The organism is Pararhodobacter aggregans, assembly GCF_003075525.1.
GTDB classification, from domain to species: domain Bacteria; phylum Pseudomonadota; class Alphaproteobacteria; order Rhodobacterales; family Rhodobacteraceae; genus Pararhodobacter; species Pararhodobacter aggregans.
The window spans coordinates 72,024-88,334 of sequence record NZ_QDDR01000010.1 but is presented as its reverse complement, the minus strand read 5'-3'; the positions used below and the strand labels follow the sequence as shown (position 1 = coordinate 88,334).

General features: G+C 68.3%; 13 protein-coding genes. 2 read left to right on the top strand and 11 right to left on the bottom strand.

Annotation, left to right across the window (positions count from 1 at the left end):
• Positions 1-5: 5 nt before the first annotated feature.
• Together DDE23_RS17970 and nudC are read right to left on the bottom strand one after the other, a co-directional pair.
• Positions 6-434, bottom strand: a complete 429-nt coding sequence (locus tag DDE23_RS17970) for a hypothetical protein (protein WP_107751906.1) — start codon at positions 432-434, stop codon at positions 6-8.
• Positions 424-1,422, bottom strand: a complete 999-nt coding sequence (nudC, locus tag DDE23_RS17965) for an NAD(+) diphosphatase (protein ID WP_238150044.1) — start codon at positions 1,420-1,422, stop codon at positions 424-426. Before nudC ends, DDE23_RS17970 begins: the two co-directional genes overlap by 11 nt.
• A 253-nt stretch (positions 1,423-1,675) precedes the next feature.
• On the opposite strand from nudC, the gene DDE23_RS17960 reads away from it, so the two are divergent.
• Complete coding sequence (locus DDE23_RS17960; RefSeq protein WP_157958074.1) at positions 1,676-3,577, top strand: bifunctional 2',3'-cyclic-nucleotide 2'-phosphodiesterase/3'-nucleotidase; 1,902 nt, start codon at positions 1,676-1,678, stop codon at positions 3,575-3,577.
• A 108-nt stretch (positions 3,578-3,685) separates the two neighbouring features.
• Here the strand turns inward: DDE23_RS17960 and DDE23_RS25345 are convergent, their stop codons facing one another.
• Positions 3,686-4,537, bottom strand: a complete 852-nt coding sequence (locus DDE23_RS25345; RefSeq protein WP_170121838.1) for an NERD domain-containing protein — start codon at positions 4,535-4,537, stop codon at positions 3,686-3,688.
• Positions 4,538-4,690: 153 nt separating this feature from the next.
• Between DDE23_RS25345 and DDE23_RS25340 the strand changes: the two genes are divergently transcribed.
• Positions 4,691-5,302, top strand: a complete 612-nt coding sequence (locus DDE23_RS25340; RefSeq protein WP_170121837.1) for a DUF6434 domain-containing protein — start codon at positions 4,691-4,693, stop codon at positions 5,300-5,302.
• Positions 5,303-5,445: 143 nt separating this feature from the next.
• Here DDE23_RS25340 and DDE23_RS17950 read toward each other — a convergent pair whose 3' ends face one another.
• The 8 genes from DDE23_RS17950 to DDE23_RS17915 all read right to left on the bottom strand — a co-directional run bounded on the left by DDE23_RS17950 (position 5,446) and on the right by DDE23_RS17915 (position 16,233).
• Positions 5,446-7,947 (bottom strand): GcvT family protein, encoded by a 2,502-nt coding sequence (locus tag DDE23_RS17950; protein ID WP_107751903.1) that lies wholly within the window; start codon positions 7,945-7,947, stop codon positions 5,446-5,448.
• 186 nt (positions 7,948-8,133) lie between these two features.
• Positions 8,134-9,069 (bottom strand): ABC transporter substrate-binding protein, encoded by a 936-nt coding sequence (locus DDE23_RS17945; RefSeq protein ID WP_107751993.1) that lies wholly within the window; start codon positions 9,067-9,069, stop codon positions 8,134-8,136.
• A gap of 34 nt (positions 9,070-9,103) precedes the next feature.
• On the bottom strand, positions 9,104-10,102 hold the full coding sequence (locus DDE23_RS17940; RefSeq protein ID WP_107751902.1) for an ABC transporter permease: 999 nt from the start codon (positions 10,100-10,102) through the stop codon (positions 9,104-9,106).
• Positions 10,099-11,628: a sugar ABC transporter ATP-binding protein gene (locus DDE23_RS17935; RefSeq protein ID WP_107751901.1), complete on the bottom strand. Its 1,530-nt coding sequence runs from the start codon at positions 11,626-11,628 to the stop codon at positions 10,099-10,101. Before DDE23_RS17935 ends, DDE23_RS17940 begins: the two co-directional genes overlap by 4 nt.
• A complete protein-coding gene (locus DDE23_RS17930) occupies positions 11,628-12,803 on the bottom strand; it encodes a Gfo/Idh/MocA family protein (RefSeq protein WP_202863282.1) in 1,176 nt (391 codons plus the stop codon). The genes DDE23_RS17935 and DDE23_RS17930 overlap by 1 nt, the downstream gene beginning before the upstream one ends.
• A gap of 10 nt (positions 12,804-12,813) precedes the next feature.
• A complete protein-coding gene (locus DDE23_RS17925; RefSeq protein WP_107751899.1) occupies positions 12,814-13,866 on the bottom strand; it encodes a sugar phosphate isomerase/epimerase family protein in 1,053 nt (350 codons plus the stop codon).
• Positions 13,863-14,972, bottom strand: a complete 1,110-nt coding sequence (locus DDE23_RS17920; protein WP_107751898.1) for a LacI family DNA-binding transcriptional regulator — start codon at positions 14,970-14,972, stop codon at positions 13,863-13,865. The genes DDE23_RS17925 and DDE23_RS17920 overlap by 4 nt, the downstream gene beginning before the upstream one ends.
• Positions 14,973-15,180: 208 nt before the next feature.
• Positions 15,181-16,233, bottom strand: a complete 1,053-nt coding sequence (locus tag DDE23_RS17915) for a LacI family DNA-binding transcriptional regulator (protein ID WP_238150043.1) — start codon at positions 16,231-16,233, stop codon at positions 15,181-15,183.
• Between the last annotated feature and the right edge of the window lie 78 nt (positions 16,234-16,311).

Sequence of the window (16,311 nt, the reverse complement as noted above, 5' to 3'; positions counted from 1 at the left end):
CAGGCTCAGGGACGGCCGAGCGCCGCGATCAGCCGGGTCAGCCGGTCCTCGCCCCTGCCGCGCACCAGCCGCAGCGATTGCAGCGCCAGCCGCGCCAGCACGGTATGGGCGCTGATGTCGGCGGTCGCGGTGACGCGGCAGCCGCCCTCGGGCCGGTCCTGGAAGTCCAGGGTGATCGCCGCATCGGCAAGCTCCGAAGCCAGGGACAGCAGCAGGGTCTCGCCCGGCGCGGGCTCCTGCATCCGGGCGGTGAAGCGGCGTTCGGCCTCGTGCCAGTGAATCGCGCAATCCCAGCCCGGGCCGGGCGCCTCGGCGGTGCGGCGGGCGGCGACGTTCATGCCCTCCATCACCTCCTCGAACCGGGCAGGGCTGCGGAATTTCTCCAGCACCTGCGCCCGCTGCCGGACAAAATCCCGGGTCGCCTTAAACTGCATGGGCCGCGGCATCCGTCCCGCTGCGGGCAAAGCCGATACTGCCCTCCAGCCAGCGCACCATCAATTCCTGGGCGATGGCGCCACGGCGCGGGCGGCGGATGCGGGGATGTTCCCCTGCCAGCATCTGTGCCAGCTCCGCCCGGCTCAGCCAGACGGCGTCCTCCAGTTCGTGATCGAGGATGATCTCCTCGCTCAGCGCCTCGGCCACGCAGCCCAGCATCAGCGAGTTCGGAAAGGCCCAGGGCTGCGAGGCGACGTAGCCGACCCGACCCGCGCGCACGCTCGTCTCCTCGAAGACCTCGCGCCGGACCGCGGCCTCCAGCGACTCGCCGGGTTCGACGAAACCCGCCAGCGTCGAATACATCCCCTCGGGCCAGCCGGGCGAGCGGCCCAGCAGCACGTGGTCGCCCCGCTCGACGATCATGATGACCACCGGGTCGGTGCGCGGGAAATGCACGGCGCGGCAGGCGGGGCAGACGCGCTGCCACCCGGCCAGCGCCGCGACGCTGGGCTGGCCGCAGGCCGAACAGAAGCGGTGCGAGGCATGCCAGTTCATCAACCCCCGCGCGGTCGAGGCCATCGAGGCCTCGATCCCGCCCAGCCGCATCATCAGCCCGCGCAACTCGGCATAGCGGTGATCCTCGGGCAGGGCGGGGTGGTGGTATTCGGTCGCGTCGAAAAAGCCCGACATCGCCGCCTCGTCCATCCCGGCGGGAACCCAGGACGAGGTATCGGCGGCAAAGCGGGTGACGCCCTCATGCTGGCCGAGGAAGATCCAGTCGGGGCCCGCATCGGCCAGAACCGGATGGTCGGGCGCCAGCCACACGGCCTGCGCCGCATCCGCGCCCGCGATCAGCGGCCGACCGCGCCACAGAGGCAGCACGCGGCTGGACGAATCGGCCCGCATCGCCGCCATGGCCTCGGCATCGGCGCGGCGCTCGGCCAGTCGGTCATCCCATTCGGAAGCAAAGACAATCTCGCGCGGCACGGCTACCCCCTTTGGAATGACGGCTGTTTATGGCATTTTCAGACGACAGGAAACACCGCAGCGCGACAGGGGTCCGCGTTTCCCGGTTGAATTGCAACTCTAAGCTGTGAATACTTGCCCTGTGCGAGCCAGCGTTTCGCCTAACTTGTGCCATCGAGTATCCCCAAGACCAAAGGCGTGACCGATGCGCCTGCGTATCCTCCGACCAAAGGCTGCACCGGGACCGAAAACCGTGATCGTTCGAGGCAATGCGTTGCTCAACTCCCTTTCCTTCAGCGGTCTGACCACCGGCCAGCGCGGCGTGCATCTGCGCCTGATCGAAACGACGGATCTGCATCTGCATCTGCTGCCTTACGATTACTACGCCGACCGGCCCTCGGCCGGGATCGGTCTGGCCTCGGCGGCGCGGCTGATCGACGTGGCCCGGGCCGAGGCGCCCAACACGCTCCTGTTCGACAACGGGGATTTCCTGCAGGGCACGCCGATGGGCGATTACGTCGCCCATGAGCGGGGCCTGCGGCGTGGCGACCTGCATCCGGTGATGGCGGCGATGAACGCGCTCGATTATGACGCGATCACGCTGGGCAACCATGAATTCAACTACGGGCTCGACTTCCTGATGACCACGCTGGAGGGCGCCGCCTTCCCGGTCGTCTCGGCCAATCTGAGCACGCGGCTCGGCGCCGGGCCGCGCGCGGACCGGACGCTGGTCAAACCCTATGTGATCCTCGACCGGATGGTCACCGACGAGATGGGCTTCGCCCATCCGATCCGCATCGGCGTGATCGGCTTCGCCCCGCCGCAGGTGATCGACTGGGACAATCACGCGCTCGACGGCCGCCTTCAGGCCCGCGACATCGTGCAATCGGCCCGCGCCTGGGTCCCCGAAATGCGCGAGGCGGGGGCAGAGCTGATCGTGGCGCTGGCCCATACCGGCATCGGCAGCGCCCGCTATGCCGAGGGGATGGAGAATGCCGCCGTGCCGCTCGCCCGGACCCCGGGCATCGACGCGCTGCTCACCGGGCATACCCATCTGATCTTCCCCTCGCCGATGTTCTCCTCGATGCCCGATGTCGACATCGCCACCGGCACGATCGGCGGCAAACCGGCGGTGATGGGCGGCTGCTGGGGGGCGCATGTCGGGCTGATCGACATGCTGCTGATGCGCGAGGGCGGGGAATGGCAGGTGCTGGGCACCCGCTCCGAAGTCCGGGCCCTGCCGAGCGACGGGCTGAAATCCGACCGCCGCATCGCCGACGCCGTGGCGGGGCTGCATGCCGACACGCTGGCCGCGATCCGCCGCCCGGTCGGCCAGTCCCGCGAGGCGCTGCATTCCTATTTCTCGCATCTGGGCGTGACCGGCTCGCTGCAGGTGGTGGCCGAGGCGCAGCGCGATTACGTCCGCCAGCGCCTGGCCGATCCCGAGCTGGCCGAGCTGCCGATCCTTTCCGCGGTCGCGCCCTTCAAATCGGGCGGAAGGGGCGGGCCTGCGGGCTATACCGACGTGCTCGAGGGGCCGGTGGCCCTGCGCCACATCGCCGACCTCTATCCCTTTCCGAACGCCATCGCCGCGCTCTGCCTGACCGGGGCCGAGGTGGTGGAATGGCTGGAACGCTCGGCCGCGGCCTTCAACCGGGTGCGCCCGGGCTCGCAGGGGACGCCGCTCAGGAACCCCGAGGTTCCGGGCTATAATTTCGAGGTGATCGACCCGCTGGACGTGGTCTACGACCTGTCGCAGCCGTCCCGCTACGACCATGCCGGAGGGCTCGCGGATCCCCGGGCGCATCGCGTGGTCTCGGTGATGCTGGAGGGCCGCCCGCTGGATCCCGAGGGGCGCTACATCCTCTGCACCAACAGCTACCGGGCCGGCGGCGCCGGGCGCTTCGCCGGGGCGCAGGCCCGCAATCTGGTGCTGTCGGACGAGCGCGTGACCCGCGACATCCTGCGCCAATACGTGACCCGGCACGGGGCACTGGTGCGGGGCGGGCAGGGCTCGTTCCGGTTCAAGGCGATGCCGGGAACCACGGTGATTTTCGAGACGGGTCCGGGGGCCGGTGCCCATCTCGACGAGATCGCGGGTTTCCACCCCGAGGCGCGGGGCCTGACGCGCGCGGGGTTCCTGCGGCTGAAACTGGATCTGTCGGACGGGGCGTGAGGGGGCGCCGGAGGCGCGCGGCGGTGGGGTGAAACCCCACCCTACGGGGTGTCCCAAATGTGGGAGAGGCTTCCCGGCTTTACGATTCCAAAGGGTTAGGTGGTCGCGCTAAGGATTTGGCAGGATTGTCCCATGGGAGTCGGCGTCGGCTGGCGGCGTGTCGGCACCGGCCGCCGGACGAACCGTCGGACGAACCGGCGGGGGAGCCAAGGGGCGTGTTCCACGGCATTTCGGGAAGGTCGAACAGCCCAGAAAACCCGTGCCCCCACTGCGCGGCATACGCTGGACGAGCGGCGCGCCGCACTCGGGGCAACGCTGGACCGCCTCGGCCCGGTCCTTGAGCGTCGCCTTGACGCCCAGCACATGCGCCCGCTGCGTGGCGCGCGTGCTGGCCAGATCCGGGGCGCGCAGCCGGGCCTCGAACGCCGCCAGCTGCGCGTCGGTGAAGACCGGCTCGCGTCGGGCGCGGATCCGCTGGCCGAGCGCCCGCGCGCCCCAGGCGACCGCCGGGGGCATCGCAGTCTTGGGCCGGGCAGAGCCCATGAACACCACGAAGCTGTCCACATTGGCCGCGGGAATCCCGAGCAGCCTGCACAGCGCCCGGACGTGCAGGGCGTTCTGATGGAGCGGATTCTGCATCCGGTACTTGCGGCCGTAGATCACCTGCGTCCATCGTCCCTCGGTCCCGTCGCCGAAGATCCAGCCCGACATCGTCTTGGTCTCGATCACCGCGATGCCGAAGCGGGAGAGGACCACATGGTCGATCTGCGTCGTCCGGTCGCGGTGGGGCAGGATGAGATCGTTGACGATCCGGTATTCCTCGGGCGGGAGGTTCTTCGCCAACCACCGCGCGACAAGCCGCTCGCCGGCCGCGCCGATTCTGCTGGGGGAGTTGAGCAAGGCGCCGAGAAGCGCGGCGACGATGGCAAGGATCGGCAGGGCGATGACATAGGGGGACACGGGAACCTCGGGCAACCGCTGACGCCTTCGGTGTATGCGGGATTGGGGCGGGTGGCCAAGGGGGAGTGCCGAAGCGAACGCGCGGCGGTTTACTTGCCCAGGCGGCGTGGTTAGCCTCGCCATGGCGGCGGGCGCCTGTCCAGAGAGTATCCCATGGAAACACGACCCGACATCGGAACCCTCACCTCCGGGGCGGAAATCAGGCGGTGGTATTGGCGCAAGGATGAGCTGACCGCCCATGCCCGCTCGCTTGGCCTGACGGCGAGCGGCGGCAAATTCGCGATCCTCGACCGCATCGCCCATTTCCTCGATACGGGAGAACGGACGTTGCCCGTGGCCGAGGGGGCCAAGCCAAGGTCGAGGTTCGACTGGCATCGCGAGCCGCTGAGCCCCGAGACGACGATCACGGACAATTACAAGAATTCGCAGAACGTTCGCCGGTTCTTTCAGGCGCGGATCGGGCCCGATTTCCGGTTCAACATTGCTTTCATGGAATGGATGACCAGCAATGTCGGCCGCACCCTGGACGATGCCTGCGACGCCTACCGCAGCATCCAGGCTCTGGCCAACACGCCGGGCTTCAAGACCGACATCAAGAGCCACAACCAGTTCAATCAATACACGCGGGATTTTCTGGCCGACAATCCTGATCTGGGAATGGCCGATGTGCGCCGGATATGGGCGCTGAAGACGACGTTGCCGTCCCCGGACGGGCGGCACGTTTATGACCGGGCGGACCTGGGTTTGCGAAGCGACGGCTCGTAGGCACTTCAAGCCGCCCCAGCAGCCAGCCGCTTTGGCGCCGCGCGTCGAGGGCAAGAAAGGGCCGCGCGGGCGGCCCTTTCTTTGTTCCGGGATGGTGCGTGCGAGCACGCACCCTACGGGTGTCCGTGGGGGACGGGCGCCGGTCAGCCGTCCTTGCGGATCACGGCGTTCGAGGGGTCGTAGGGCGAGTCCTCGGTCACCACCGCGTCCCATTCCTGCAACTGGATCTTGACCTTCAGCTTCGTGCCGGGCTCGGCCAGGGCGGGTTCGACATAGCCCATGCCGATCTGCTTGCCGAAGGCGACCGAGTAGCCGCCCGATGTCAGGCGGCCGACTTTGCGGCCGTCGAGCAGCAGCGCTTCCTTGCCCCAGGGGTCGGTATCAGCCGGGCCGTCGATCAAGAGCGTCACGCATTTGGCGCGGATGCCGGTGTCGATCATCGCCTGCTTGCCGCGGAAATCCTTGGTCAGGTCGATGAAGCGGTCCAGCCCTGCCTCGGCGGGCGTCGCGTCGCGGCCGAGTTCGGTGCCGAAGGCGCGGTAGCTCTTCTCCTGCCGCAGCCAGTTCTGGGCGCGGGCGCCGACCGGCTTCAACCCGTGCTTGGCCCCCGCCTTCATCAGCAGATCCCAGAGGTAGCGGCCGAATTCGATCGGATAATGCAGTTCCCAGCCGAGTTCGCCCGTATAGGCCACGCGGATCGCGCGGACCGGGCACATGCCGAGTTCGATGTCGCGGTAGGAAAGCCAGGGGAAGCGCTTGTTCGACAGGGCGGTTTCCGGGGTCGCGTCCTTGACGATCTCGTTGAGGATGGCGCGGGCGTTGGGACCGGCCAGCGCGTAGACGCCCCATTGGGTGGTGATGTCCATCGCCTCGACATGCGCGCCGCCGGCGGCGTGGAAATCCTCGATGGCCTTATGCAGGAAATCGGCGTCATAGGCGGTCCAGGCGCCGGCCGAGATCAGGTAGTAGTCGTGCTCGGCCAAGCGGACGATGGTGTATTCGGTGCGCGTCGTGCCGTGGTCGGTCAGGGCGTAGGTCAGGTTGATTCGGCCGACCTTGGGCAGCTTGTTGCAAGTGAAATGGTCGAGGAAGGCGGTCGCGCCCGGGCCCCAGACGCGGTGCTTGGTGAAGGCCGAGGCGTCGATGATGCCGCAGGTCTCGCGCACGGCGCGGGCCTCGGCCTCGGCGTATTGCCACCAGGCGCCGCGGCGGAAGCTGCGGGAATTGTGGTCGAAATCCGCGGGGGCATCGACGGGGCCGTAATAGTTCGGGCGTTCCCAGCCGTTGACCTGGCCCATCTGCGCGCCAAGGGCGATCTGGCGGTCATAGGCGGGGGCGGTACGCAAGGGACGGCAGGCTTCGCGTTCCTCGTCCGGGTGGTGCAGGATGAAGACGTGCTCGTAGCATTCCTCGTTCTTGCGGGCGGCGTATTCGGTGGTCATCCAGGCGCCATAGCGCTTGGGATCGAGGCTGGCCATGTCGATCTCGGCCTCGCCCTCGGTCATCAGCTGGGCGAGGTAATGGCCGGTGCCACCCGCGGCGGTGATGCCGAACGAGAAGCCCTCGGCCAGCCACATGTTCCTGAGGCCGGGCGCGGGGCCGACCAGCGGGTTGCCGTCCGGCGTGTAGCAGATGGGCCCGTTGAAATCGTCCTTCAGACCGGCGGTTTCCGAGGTCGGAAGGCGGTGGATCATGGACATGTATTCTTCCTCGATCCGCTCCAGATCGAGCTGGAAGAGGTCGGCGCGGAAGCTTTCCGGCACGTCATAGAGGAAGCGGGCGGGGGCGTTCCGCTCATAGGGGCCGAGGATCCAGCCGCCGCGTTCCTCGCGCACATACCATTTGGCGTCGGCGTCGCGCAGGACCGGGTGTTCGGGGTTGCCGGCCGCGCGCCACTTTTGCAGCGCGGGGTCGGGTTCGGTGACGATGTACTGGTGTTCGACCGGAATCGCCGGGATCTTGATGCCCAGCAGGCGGGCGGTGCGCTGGGCGTGGTTGCCGGTGGCGGTCACCACATGCTCGGCGCGGATCTCGAATTTCTCGTCGGACGGGATCAGCATCCCGCCCTTGTCGACCATCCTTGTGCAGGAGACGATCCATTCGTCGCCGGTCCAGAAATAGCTGTCCACCTGCACCTTGCGCTCGATATGCGCGCCGTGCTGGCGGGCGCCCTTGGCCATGGCCTGCGTCACGTCGGCGGGGTTGATGTAGCCGTCCTGCGGGTGAAAAAGCGCGCCTTTCAGGTCGTCGGTGCGCACCAGCGGCCAGCGGTCCTTGATCTGCTGGGGCGTCAGGAATTCGTGGTAGACCCCGGCGGTTTCGGCCACGGACGAATAGAGCATGTATTCGTCCATGCGGTCAGAGGTCTGCGCCATGCGCAGGTTGCCGCAGACCGAGAAGCCGGCGTTGAGCCCGGTCTCGGCCTCGAGCGACTTGTAGAAATCCACCGAATACTTGTGGATATGGGTGGTGGCGTAGCTCATGTTGAAGAGGGGCAGCAGACCGGCCGCGTGCCAGGTCGAGCCCGAGGTCAGCTCGTCGCGTTCGACCAGCATCGTGTCCCAGCCGGCCTTGGCGAGGTGATAGGCAATGCCGGTGCCGACCGCACCGCCGCCGACGACAAGGGCTCTCACATGGGTTTTCATGGCGCAGGGCTCCGCTGACTATTTGGCCTTGGTTTCGCAGGTTATGCGGGGGCGCGATGAAAGGCACCCGACCGATGGCGGCGCGAAAGCGACAAGGCCCGGGATGCGGAATGGGTCGGCGGAGGGCCGGGCAGCAAAAGGCCCGGCAGCCTGCGCTGCCGGGCCGGTCTCTTCGCGACGCCCGGATCAGAACGGGCTGTCGGGGAAGTAGAAATCGGCCGCGTTGTCGGGGGTGACCAGCACCGAGCCGATGATGAACTCGCCCGCGACCGGCGCGTTCGAGGTCAGGCCGACCGCGGTCAGCTCGATGGCGGTGGCGATCATCGCCGGCGGGTAGGTGACGTTCGCCGGGATCATCGGGTCGCCGTCACGGGTGCGGGCGATCATCTCTTTCATGCCGGCGCCGCCCAGAACGAAGCGGATGTCCGTGCGGCCCGCGGCCTCGATGGCGGCCAGAACGCCCAGCGCCATGTCATCGTCCGAGGCCCAGACCGCGTCGATGTTGGGGAAGCGCGACAGGAAGTCCTGCATCACCTCGAAGCTGGTGTCGCGGTTCCAGTTGCCGTGTTCGGCGGCCAGAACGTTGATGTTCGAGCCCTCGATGGCGGCCATGAAATTGTCGACCCGCTCGTTGTCGATGGTCGAGGCGATGCCGCGGAAGACCACGATATCGCCGCCCTCGGGCATGGCCGAGACCATGTATTCGCCCGAGACGCGGCCGAAACCGGGGTTGTCGCCCGCGACATAGAGATCCTCGATCCCCTCGACCGAGAGGCCGCGGTCAACCACCGTGACCCAGATCCCGGCATCGGACACGGCCTGCACCGGGGCGGTCAGGGGCTCGGATTCGAAGGGCAGGACGACCAGCGCGCTGATGTTGCGGGTGGCGACCATATCCTCGATGTCATTGACCTGCCGCGCCGGGTCGGACGCCGTGGCGAGGACGAAATCGAGGTCGGGATAGACCTCTTCCAGCCGGTTGATGGCGTCCTGCGCGAAGAAGTTCATCCCCCCCGCCCAGCCATGGGTCGCCGCCGGGATCGACACGCCGATCACCTGCGTCTGTGCCATGGCCGAACCCGTCATCAGGGCCAGCGCCGTGGCGCTGAGGGTCATTTTCATGAAGGTCATTTCTTTCTCTCCTCCCTAGGGGGCGTCAGCTCGACGCCTTTCTTCCGCGCTGCAAGATCACAGCGAGAACGATGATGACCCCCTGGATCGCGCCGTTGAGATAGGGCGAGACCAGCGAGGTCAGATTCAGGATGTTGTCGATGAGGCTGAGGATCAGCACGCCGATCACCGTGCCCCAGACGCGGCCGAAACCGCCTTTCAGCACCGTGCCGCCGATGATGACGGCGGCGATCGCCTCCAGCTCCCACAGCACGCCGGTCGAGGACGAGGCCGAGCCGAGGCGGGGCACGTAGAGGATGGTGGCGATGCCGACCAGAAGGCCCAGCATGACATAGGTGACAAGCCGCACCCGGGCCACGCTGATGCCGGAGTAATGCGAGACATGCTCGTTGCTGCCGACCGCGGCGGCGTGGCGGCCAAAGGAGGTGCGGCTCATGACGATCTCGCCGATGATGACCACCAGGGCAAAGACGATGATCGGCCAGGTGACGCCGAAGAGCCCGTCAAAATAGATCGGCCGGATGAAGCGGCGGAGCTCGAAGTTCAGGGACAGCGTGCCGCCATCGGCCAGCCAGGTGACGAGGCTGCGGTAGATGCCCATCGAGCCCAGCGTGACGATGAAGGCCTCGATCCCCAGTTTGGTGATGAGAAGCCCGTTCAGAAGCCCGGCGCAAAGACCGGCCAGCAGTGCCACGCCCATGCCCAGCAGGACAAGCGGCAGGCCGATCCCCAGCGTCGGCAGGGCCGCGTTCATCACCAGGATCATCAGCCCGGCGACGAAGGCCGCCATCGAGCCCACCGACAGGTCGAGCCCGCCTGCGGTGATGACGAAGGTCATGCCGACGGCGATGATGCCGATGAAGGCCGAGCGCGCCAGCACGTTGGTCACATTGGCGGCGCTGAGGAAGTTCGAGTTCAGCGAGGCCCCCAGCACGATCAGCAGGACCAGCGCCAGGACCGGGCCGATCACGGTCATCGGCGGCAGGGTGAAGCCGCGGCGCGGCGGGGCGGTGGTGTCGCTCATGCTGGGACCTCTGGGGCCGTCTCGGCGGCCGACTTGGCGTCGCTCACGCCAAGCGCGAGGCGGACGATGGAATCTTCGGAAAGCGCCGCGCCCGACAGGATCCCCATCTGCCGCCCGGCCCGCATCACCAGGATGCGGTCGGCGAGGCCGATGAGTTCCTGCATCTCGGACGAGATGACGATGATCGCGTGGCCTTCGGCGGCAAGGCGGCGCAGGAAGGCGTAGATCTGCTGTTTGGTGCCGATGTCGATGCCGCGGGTCGGCTCATCCACCACCAGGATCTGCGGCTCGGACAGCATGATCTTGGCGAGCAACAGTTTCTGCTGGTTCCCGCCCGAGAGGTTGCCGACCCTGACGGTCCGGCTGCCCCGGATGTCAAAGTCCTGGATCGCCTGATCCAGCGCCTTGTCCTCGGCCTTGCGGTCGATCAGGAGGCCCGCGAAATCGGCCAGGGCCTGAAGCGTCAGGTTGGGCCGCATCGGCATGTCCAGCAGAAGCCCGCGCAGCTTGCGGTCCTCGGTCAGGTAGCACAGCCGATGGGCCAGCGCGTCGGCGGGTTTGCGGATGGTGACGGGGGTGCCCTTGATCTCGACAATGCCGCCGGTCTTGGGCCGGATGCCGCAGAGGCCTTCCATCGCCTCGGTCCGTCCCGCGCCAACGAGGCCGGCGAGACCCAGGATCTCGCCCTGATGCAGGTCGAAGCCGATGCCCTGCGCATAGCGCGCCACGCTCAGGTCGCGGACCTTCAGCACGACGGGGGCGCCCGGCGGAATGCCGGGTTTCGCGGGGTAGAGGTCCGACATCTCGCGCCCGACCATGGCGGTGGCCATGCCGTCCTCGGTGATCTGGTCGGCGGGGCCCGAATGGACGACCGCGCCGTCGCGCATGATCGTCACCCGGTCGGCGAGCCGCGCGACTTCATCCAGCTTGTGCGAGGTGAAGAGGATGGCGGTGCCGGCGGCGCGCAGGGCATCGACCTGGGCGAACAGGATCTCGACCTCGCGCGAGGTCAGGACAGCGGTCGGCTCGTCCATGATGAGCACGCGGGCGTTGCGCGACAGGGCCTTGGCGATCTCGACCATCTGCTTTTCGGAATTGGACAGCCGCGAGACGAGGGTGTCGGGATCGACCTGGCTGTTGACCCGGGCCAGATACTCGCGGCTGAGCTGCCGCATCCGGGCCTTGTCCAGCAGGAGGCCCTTCCTGAGTTCCCGGCCGAGGAAGATGTTCTGCTCGACCGTCAATTGCTCGGCCAGGGCGAATTCCTGGTGGATCATGATGATCCCGGCGCTTTCCCCGTCATGGGGCGAGTGGAACTGCGTCTCCGCCCCGTCCAGCAGGATGCGCCCGGCGCTGGCGGGCTGATAGCCCGCCAGGATCTTCATCGCCGTGGATTTTCCCGCGCCATTCTCGCCCAGAAGCGCGTGCACCTTGCCCGGGGCCAGGTCCAGGTCGATGCCGTGCAGCACCTCGACCGGGCCGAAGCTGCGGCGTATCCCCCGGAGCGAGAGGATCGGGTCCGCCATCAGAGCCTCACCCAGGCGGCATTCCCGCGCGATGACTCGACGCAGGCGCGGACGAAATTCATCCCCGCCATGCCGTCGGCGATCCCGGGCAGCAGGCCCATTGCATCCTCACGCGCGTTGCCGCCCTCGACGGCGCGGATGGCGTCGGCGGCGCTGGCGTAGAGGGTGGCGAAGGCCTCCAGATACCCTTCCGGGTGCCCGGACGGGATGCGGCTGACGGCGGCCGCCTCGGGCCAGATGCCCGCCCCGCCGCGCTGGATCTGCTGCTTGGGCTGGCCTTGGGGGGTGAACCACAGGACGTTGGGCTCTTCCTGCGACCACTCAAGCCCGCCTTTCTCGCCATAGACCCGCAGCCGGAGACCGTTCTCGTGCCCGGGCGCCACCTGCGAGCACCAGAGCATCCCGCGCGCCCCTTCGGCAAAGCGCAGCATGACATGGCCGTTGTCGTCGAGCTGGCGCCCGGGGCCGAAGGATTGCAGATCGGCGGCCAGTTCCTGCGCGGCAAGCCCGGTCACGAAACAGGCGAGGTTATAGGCATGCGTGCCGATGTCGCCCGTGGCCCCGCCCGCGCCCGAGCGGGCCGGATCGGTGCGCCAGACGGCCTGCTTGTTGGTGCCGTCGGCCTCGACACTCTCGGTCATCCAGCCTTGCGGATATTCGACCTGCACCACGCGGATCTTGCCGATCTGGCCGGCGGCGATCATGGCGCGGGCCTGCCGGACCATCGGGTAGCCGGTGTAATTATGCGTCAGGATGAAGAGCGCGCCCGAGGCCCTGACCGCGGCCTCCAGCGCCGCCGCATCCTCCATCGTCGCGGTCAGCGGCTTGTCGCAGATGACATGGATGCCGCGCTCAAGGAACGCCTTGGCGGCGGGGTAATGCATGTGGTTCGGCGTCACGATCGACACGGCGCGGATGCCGTCGGGGCGGGCGGCCTCGGCCGCGGCCATTTCGGCGAAGCTGCCGTAGGTGCGGGCGGGGTCGAGCCCCAGCGCGGCGCCCGAGGCGCGCGCTTTCTCGGGTGTCGAGGACAGGGCCCCCGCCACCAGCGAGAAGCGGTCGTCGATGCGGGCCGCGATGCGGTGCACCCCGCCGATGAAGGCATCGGCCCCGCCGCCCACCATGCCCAGCGGGATCCGGCCCGAGAGGGTTTCCTTGCGTCCTTCGATGGTCATGATCGCCCCCTCACAGACCCAGCATGCGGCGGTTGGCAGCGTCATCCGTGCCGCCATCGGCGAAATCGTCGAAGGCTTTCTCGGTCACGCGGATGATGTGGTTCTTCACGAATTCCACGCCCTCGCGCGCCCCGTCCTCGGGGTGTTTCAGGCAGCATTCCCATTCCACGACTGCCCAGCCGTCGAAATCATTGGCCGCCATCTTGGAGAACACCGCGCCGAAATCGACCTGCCCGTCGCCGAGCGAGCGGAAGCGCCCGGCGCGGTTGACCCAGGGCTGATAACCGCCGTAGACGCCTTGCCGCCCGGTCGGGTTGAACTCGGCATCCTTGACGTGGAACATGCGGATCCGGTCCTTGTAGATGTCGATATTGTCCAGATAATCAAGGCATTGCAGGACATAATGCGACGGATCGTAAAGCATGTTCGCCCGCGCGTGATTGCCGACGCGTTCGAGGAACATCTCGTAGGTGACGCCGTCGTGCAGATCCTCGCCGGGGTGGATCTCGTAGCAGATGTCGACCCCGCAATCCTCGGCATGGTCAAGGATCGGACGCCAGCGGCGGGCCAGTTCGTCGAAGGCCATCTCGACCAGACCGGCCGGGCGCTGCGGCCAGGGGTAGAGATAGGGCCAGGCCAGCGCGCCCGAGAAGGACGCCATGGCGGTGAGGCCGAGGTTCTTCGACGCCGACAGCGCCAGCGAGACCTGCTCCACCGCCCATTCCTGCCGCGCCTGCGCATTGCCGCGCACGGAGGGGTCGGCGAAACCGTCGAAGCCGATGTCATAGGCCGGATGGACCGCGACCAGCTGGCCCTGAAGATGAGTCGACAGCTCGGTGATCTGGACGCCGTTCGCCTCGGCCACGCCTTTCAGCTCGTCGCAGTAATCCTTGCTGCTGGCGGCCTTCCGCAGGTCGATGAAGCCCGAGACCCAGGACGGCACCTGCACCCCCTTGTAGCCGATGCTGCCCGCCCATTTTGTGATGTTGTCCCAGGTGTCGAAGGGCGCGGTATCGCCCGCGAATTGCGCCAGAAACAGCGCCGGTCCCTTGATGGTCTTCATGTCAATCCTCCTTGGCGCCCGGGGGGCGCGGTGGTGTGGTCGAGCCCGGCCGCCTCCGGCAGGGCGCTGTCCTCGGGTTCGGGCATGTTGTCCTGAAAGATGATGGCCGGGATGATCGGCCGGATCGGCGCTGCGGGCAGCCGGTCCGAGATCTGCCGCATCGTGGCGAGGGCAAGCGCGATCTCGGCCCCGGGGCGCTGGTCGATCACCACGTCGAAATTGCCCGAACCCAGCGCCTCGCGCGTGCGGGGGGTGAGTTCATGGACGATGACCACGGGGCGGCGGTCGGTGCCCTCGAACCGGGCCAGCGCCCGGGCAAGACCGCTGTTCCCCGCGCCGAGGCTGTAGATGCCCGAGATCGCCTCGCCCCGGTCGAAGAGGCGCTCGACCGCCTGTTCCACCAGCTCGGCGCGGTCGCGGCCCTCGAATTCGGGCAGCAGCGCGATCTGCGGGAAATCCTGCGCCAGGATGGCGCGGAAGCCCGCCAGACGCTCGCGGTGGTCGCGGGCGGAGAGCGAGCCGAGGACCGGCAGCACGCGGCCGGGGCCCCGCGCATGGGCCAGCCCCATCAGCCGCGCGGCGGTGCGCCCGGCCGAGCAATTGTCGATGCCGACATAGGCGTGGCGCGCGGAATCGGGCATGTCCGAGACCAGCGTCACCACCGCGACCCCGGCGGCGGTCAGATCGGCGACGGCGGCGGCCACCTCGGGACTGTCGATGCCGACCAGGGCGATGCCGTCGGGCGGCGACAGGGCGAGGGCGCGCAGCACCGCGACGAGCGAGGGCGCGTCGAAGGCCGCCACATCCTCGATCCTGAGTTCGGTCCTTTCCAGCCGCAGCCGGGGCGCGACGGCGCCGAGGATCATGCGCAGATGCAGGAAGAAGGCGTTGGTGCCGGTGGGGATGACGAAGACGAAGCGGTAGACGCGCCCCTGCGACAGGTTCGCGGCCGCGACATTGCGGACATAGCCCAGATCGGCAATCGCCTGGCGCACGCGGTCGGCGCGGGCATCGGCCACGCCGCCCCGCGCGTTCACCACGCGGTCGGCGGTGGCATAGCTCACGCCAGCCCGCCGCGCGACATCCGCCAGCGTCGGTGCTTTCATGGAATCCTCCCTCCGCTCAGGCTAGGGATGGAATTGATAGACGTCAATCATTTTGGCGGAGGGGTCGATGGTTTCCGGGAATATATCCTGAAATCAGAATATTACTGGCGGTCCGGGGCGGGCGTGTGCGGGGCAGGGGCGTCGCGTCCTGCGCGAGTCGCTGCTGGCGTAGGATGGGCAATATTGCCCATCCTACCGGGGTCGCGCCTCAGGCGGACTGCCGTTCGACCAGCGCGAAGCCCACGTCGATCACCTGCCGCTCGGGCGCCGTGCCACCGATCCGCGTCAGCAGCGCCTGCGCCGCGGCCCGGCCCAGCGCGTCCCGGTTGACCCGCACCGTGGTCAGCGTCGGCGAGAGCGCGGCCGCCATCTCCTGATCGCCGAAGCCCATCACTGCCACCCGGCCCGGCACCGCAAGCCCGCGCGCCGCCAGTTCGATCAGCGCGCCCTGGGCCAGCACGTCCGAGCTGGCGGCGATGAGCGCGCCGTCGCTCGCGGCGAAGCCCTCGTCCAGCAGCGCCGCGGTCAGGGCCCGGCCACCGGCGAGGCTGGCGGGGGCGTCGCCCCGGATCGGCACCGGCCCTTCGCCCCCCGCCTGGGCAAAGCGCCCGGCAAAGGCCGCGCCCCGCCGCAGCGCCCGTTCGTCGCCCGCGGTGATGAAGGCCGCCCGCCGGTAGCCCCGGGCGCGGGCGTAATCGGCCATCGCCCGCCCGGCCTCGGGGTGCGAGAAGCCGACGCAGAGGTCGATCGGCGTGTCGGTGATGTCCCAGACCTCGACCACCGGGACGCCCGCACCCAGCAGCATGCGGCGCGTGCGGTCGGCATGGTGGACGCCGGTCAGCAGCATGGCATCGGGGCGGCGCGAGAGATGCGCCTCGACCGTCGCCGCCTCGTCCTCGCGGTCGAAGCCGGTTTCGGACAGCAGGATCTGATAGCCCCGCGCCCGCAATTCGGCGCTGAAGGTGGCGAGCATGCCGGAATAGACGATGTTGGTGATCGAGGGGACTAGCGCCGAAATCAGCATGGATTTCTTCGACGCCAGCGCGCCCGCCAGCGCATTCGGCACGAAGCCGGTGGCGGCGATGGCCTCCTGGATGCGGCTCAGCGTCTCGGGCGAGACCTTGGAGGGGTCCGACAGCGCGCGCGAGACCGTCACCTGGCTGACGCCCGCCATGCGGCCCACGGTCTCCATGGTGATACGGCGGGCCGGGCTGCGGGCCTCGGTCAGGGAGGGGGGCTGGAGGGGCGACTTGCGCGTCATGCGGGCATATTCCTTGGATCGGCGGCCCGGCGCAAGGTCGGGCGGTGCCGGTGGTCAGTGCGCCTTTCCGATCAGGGC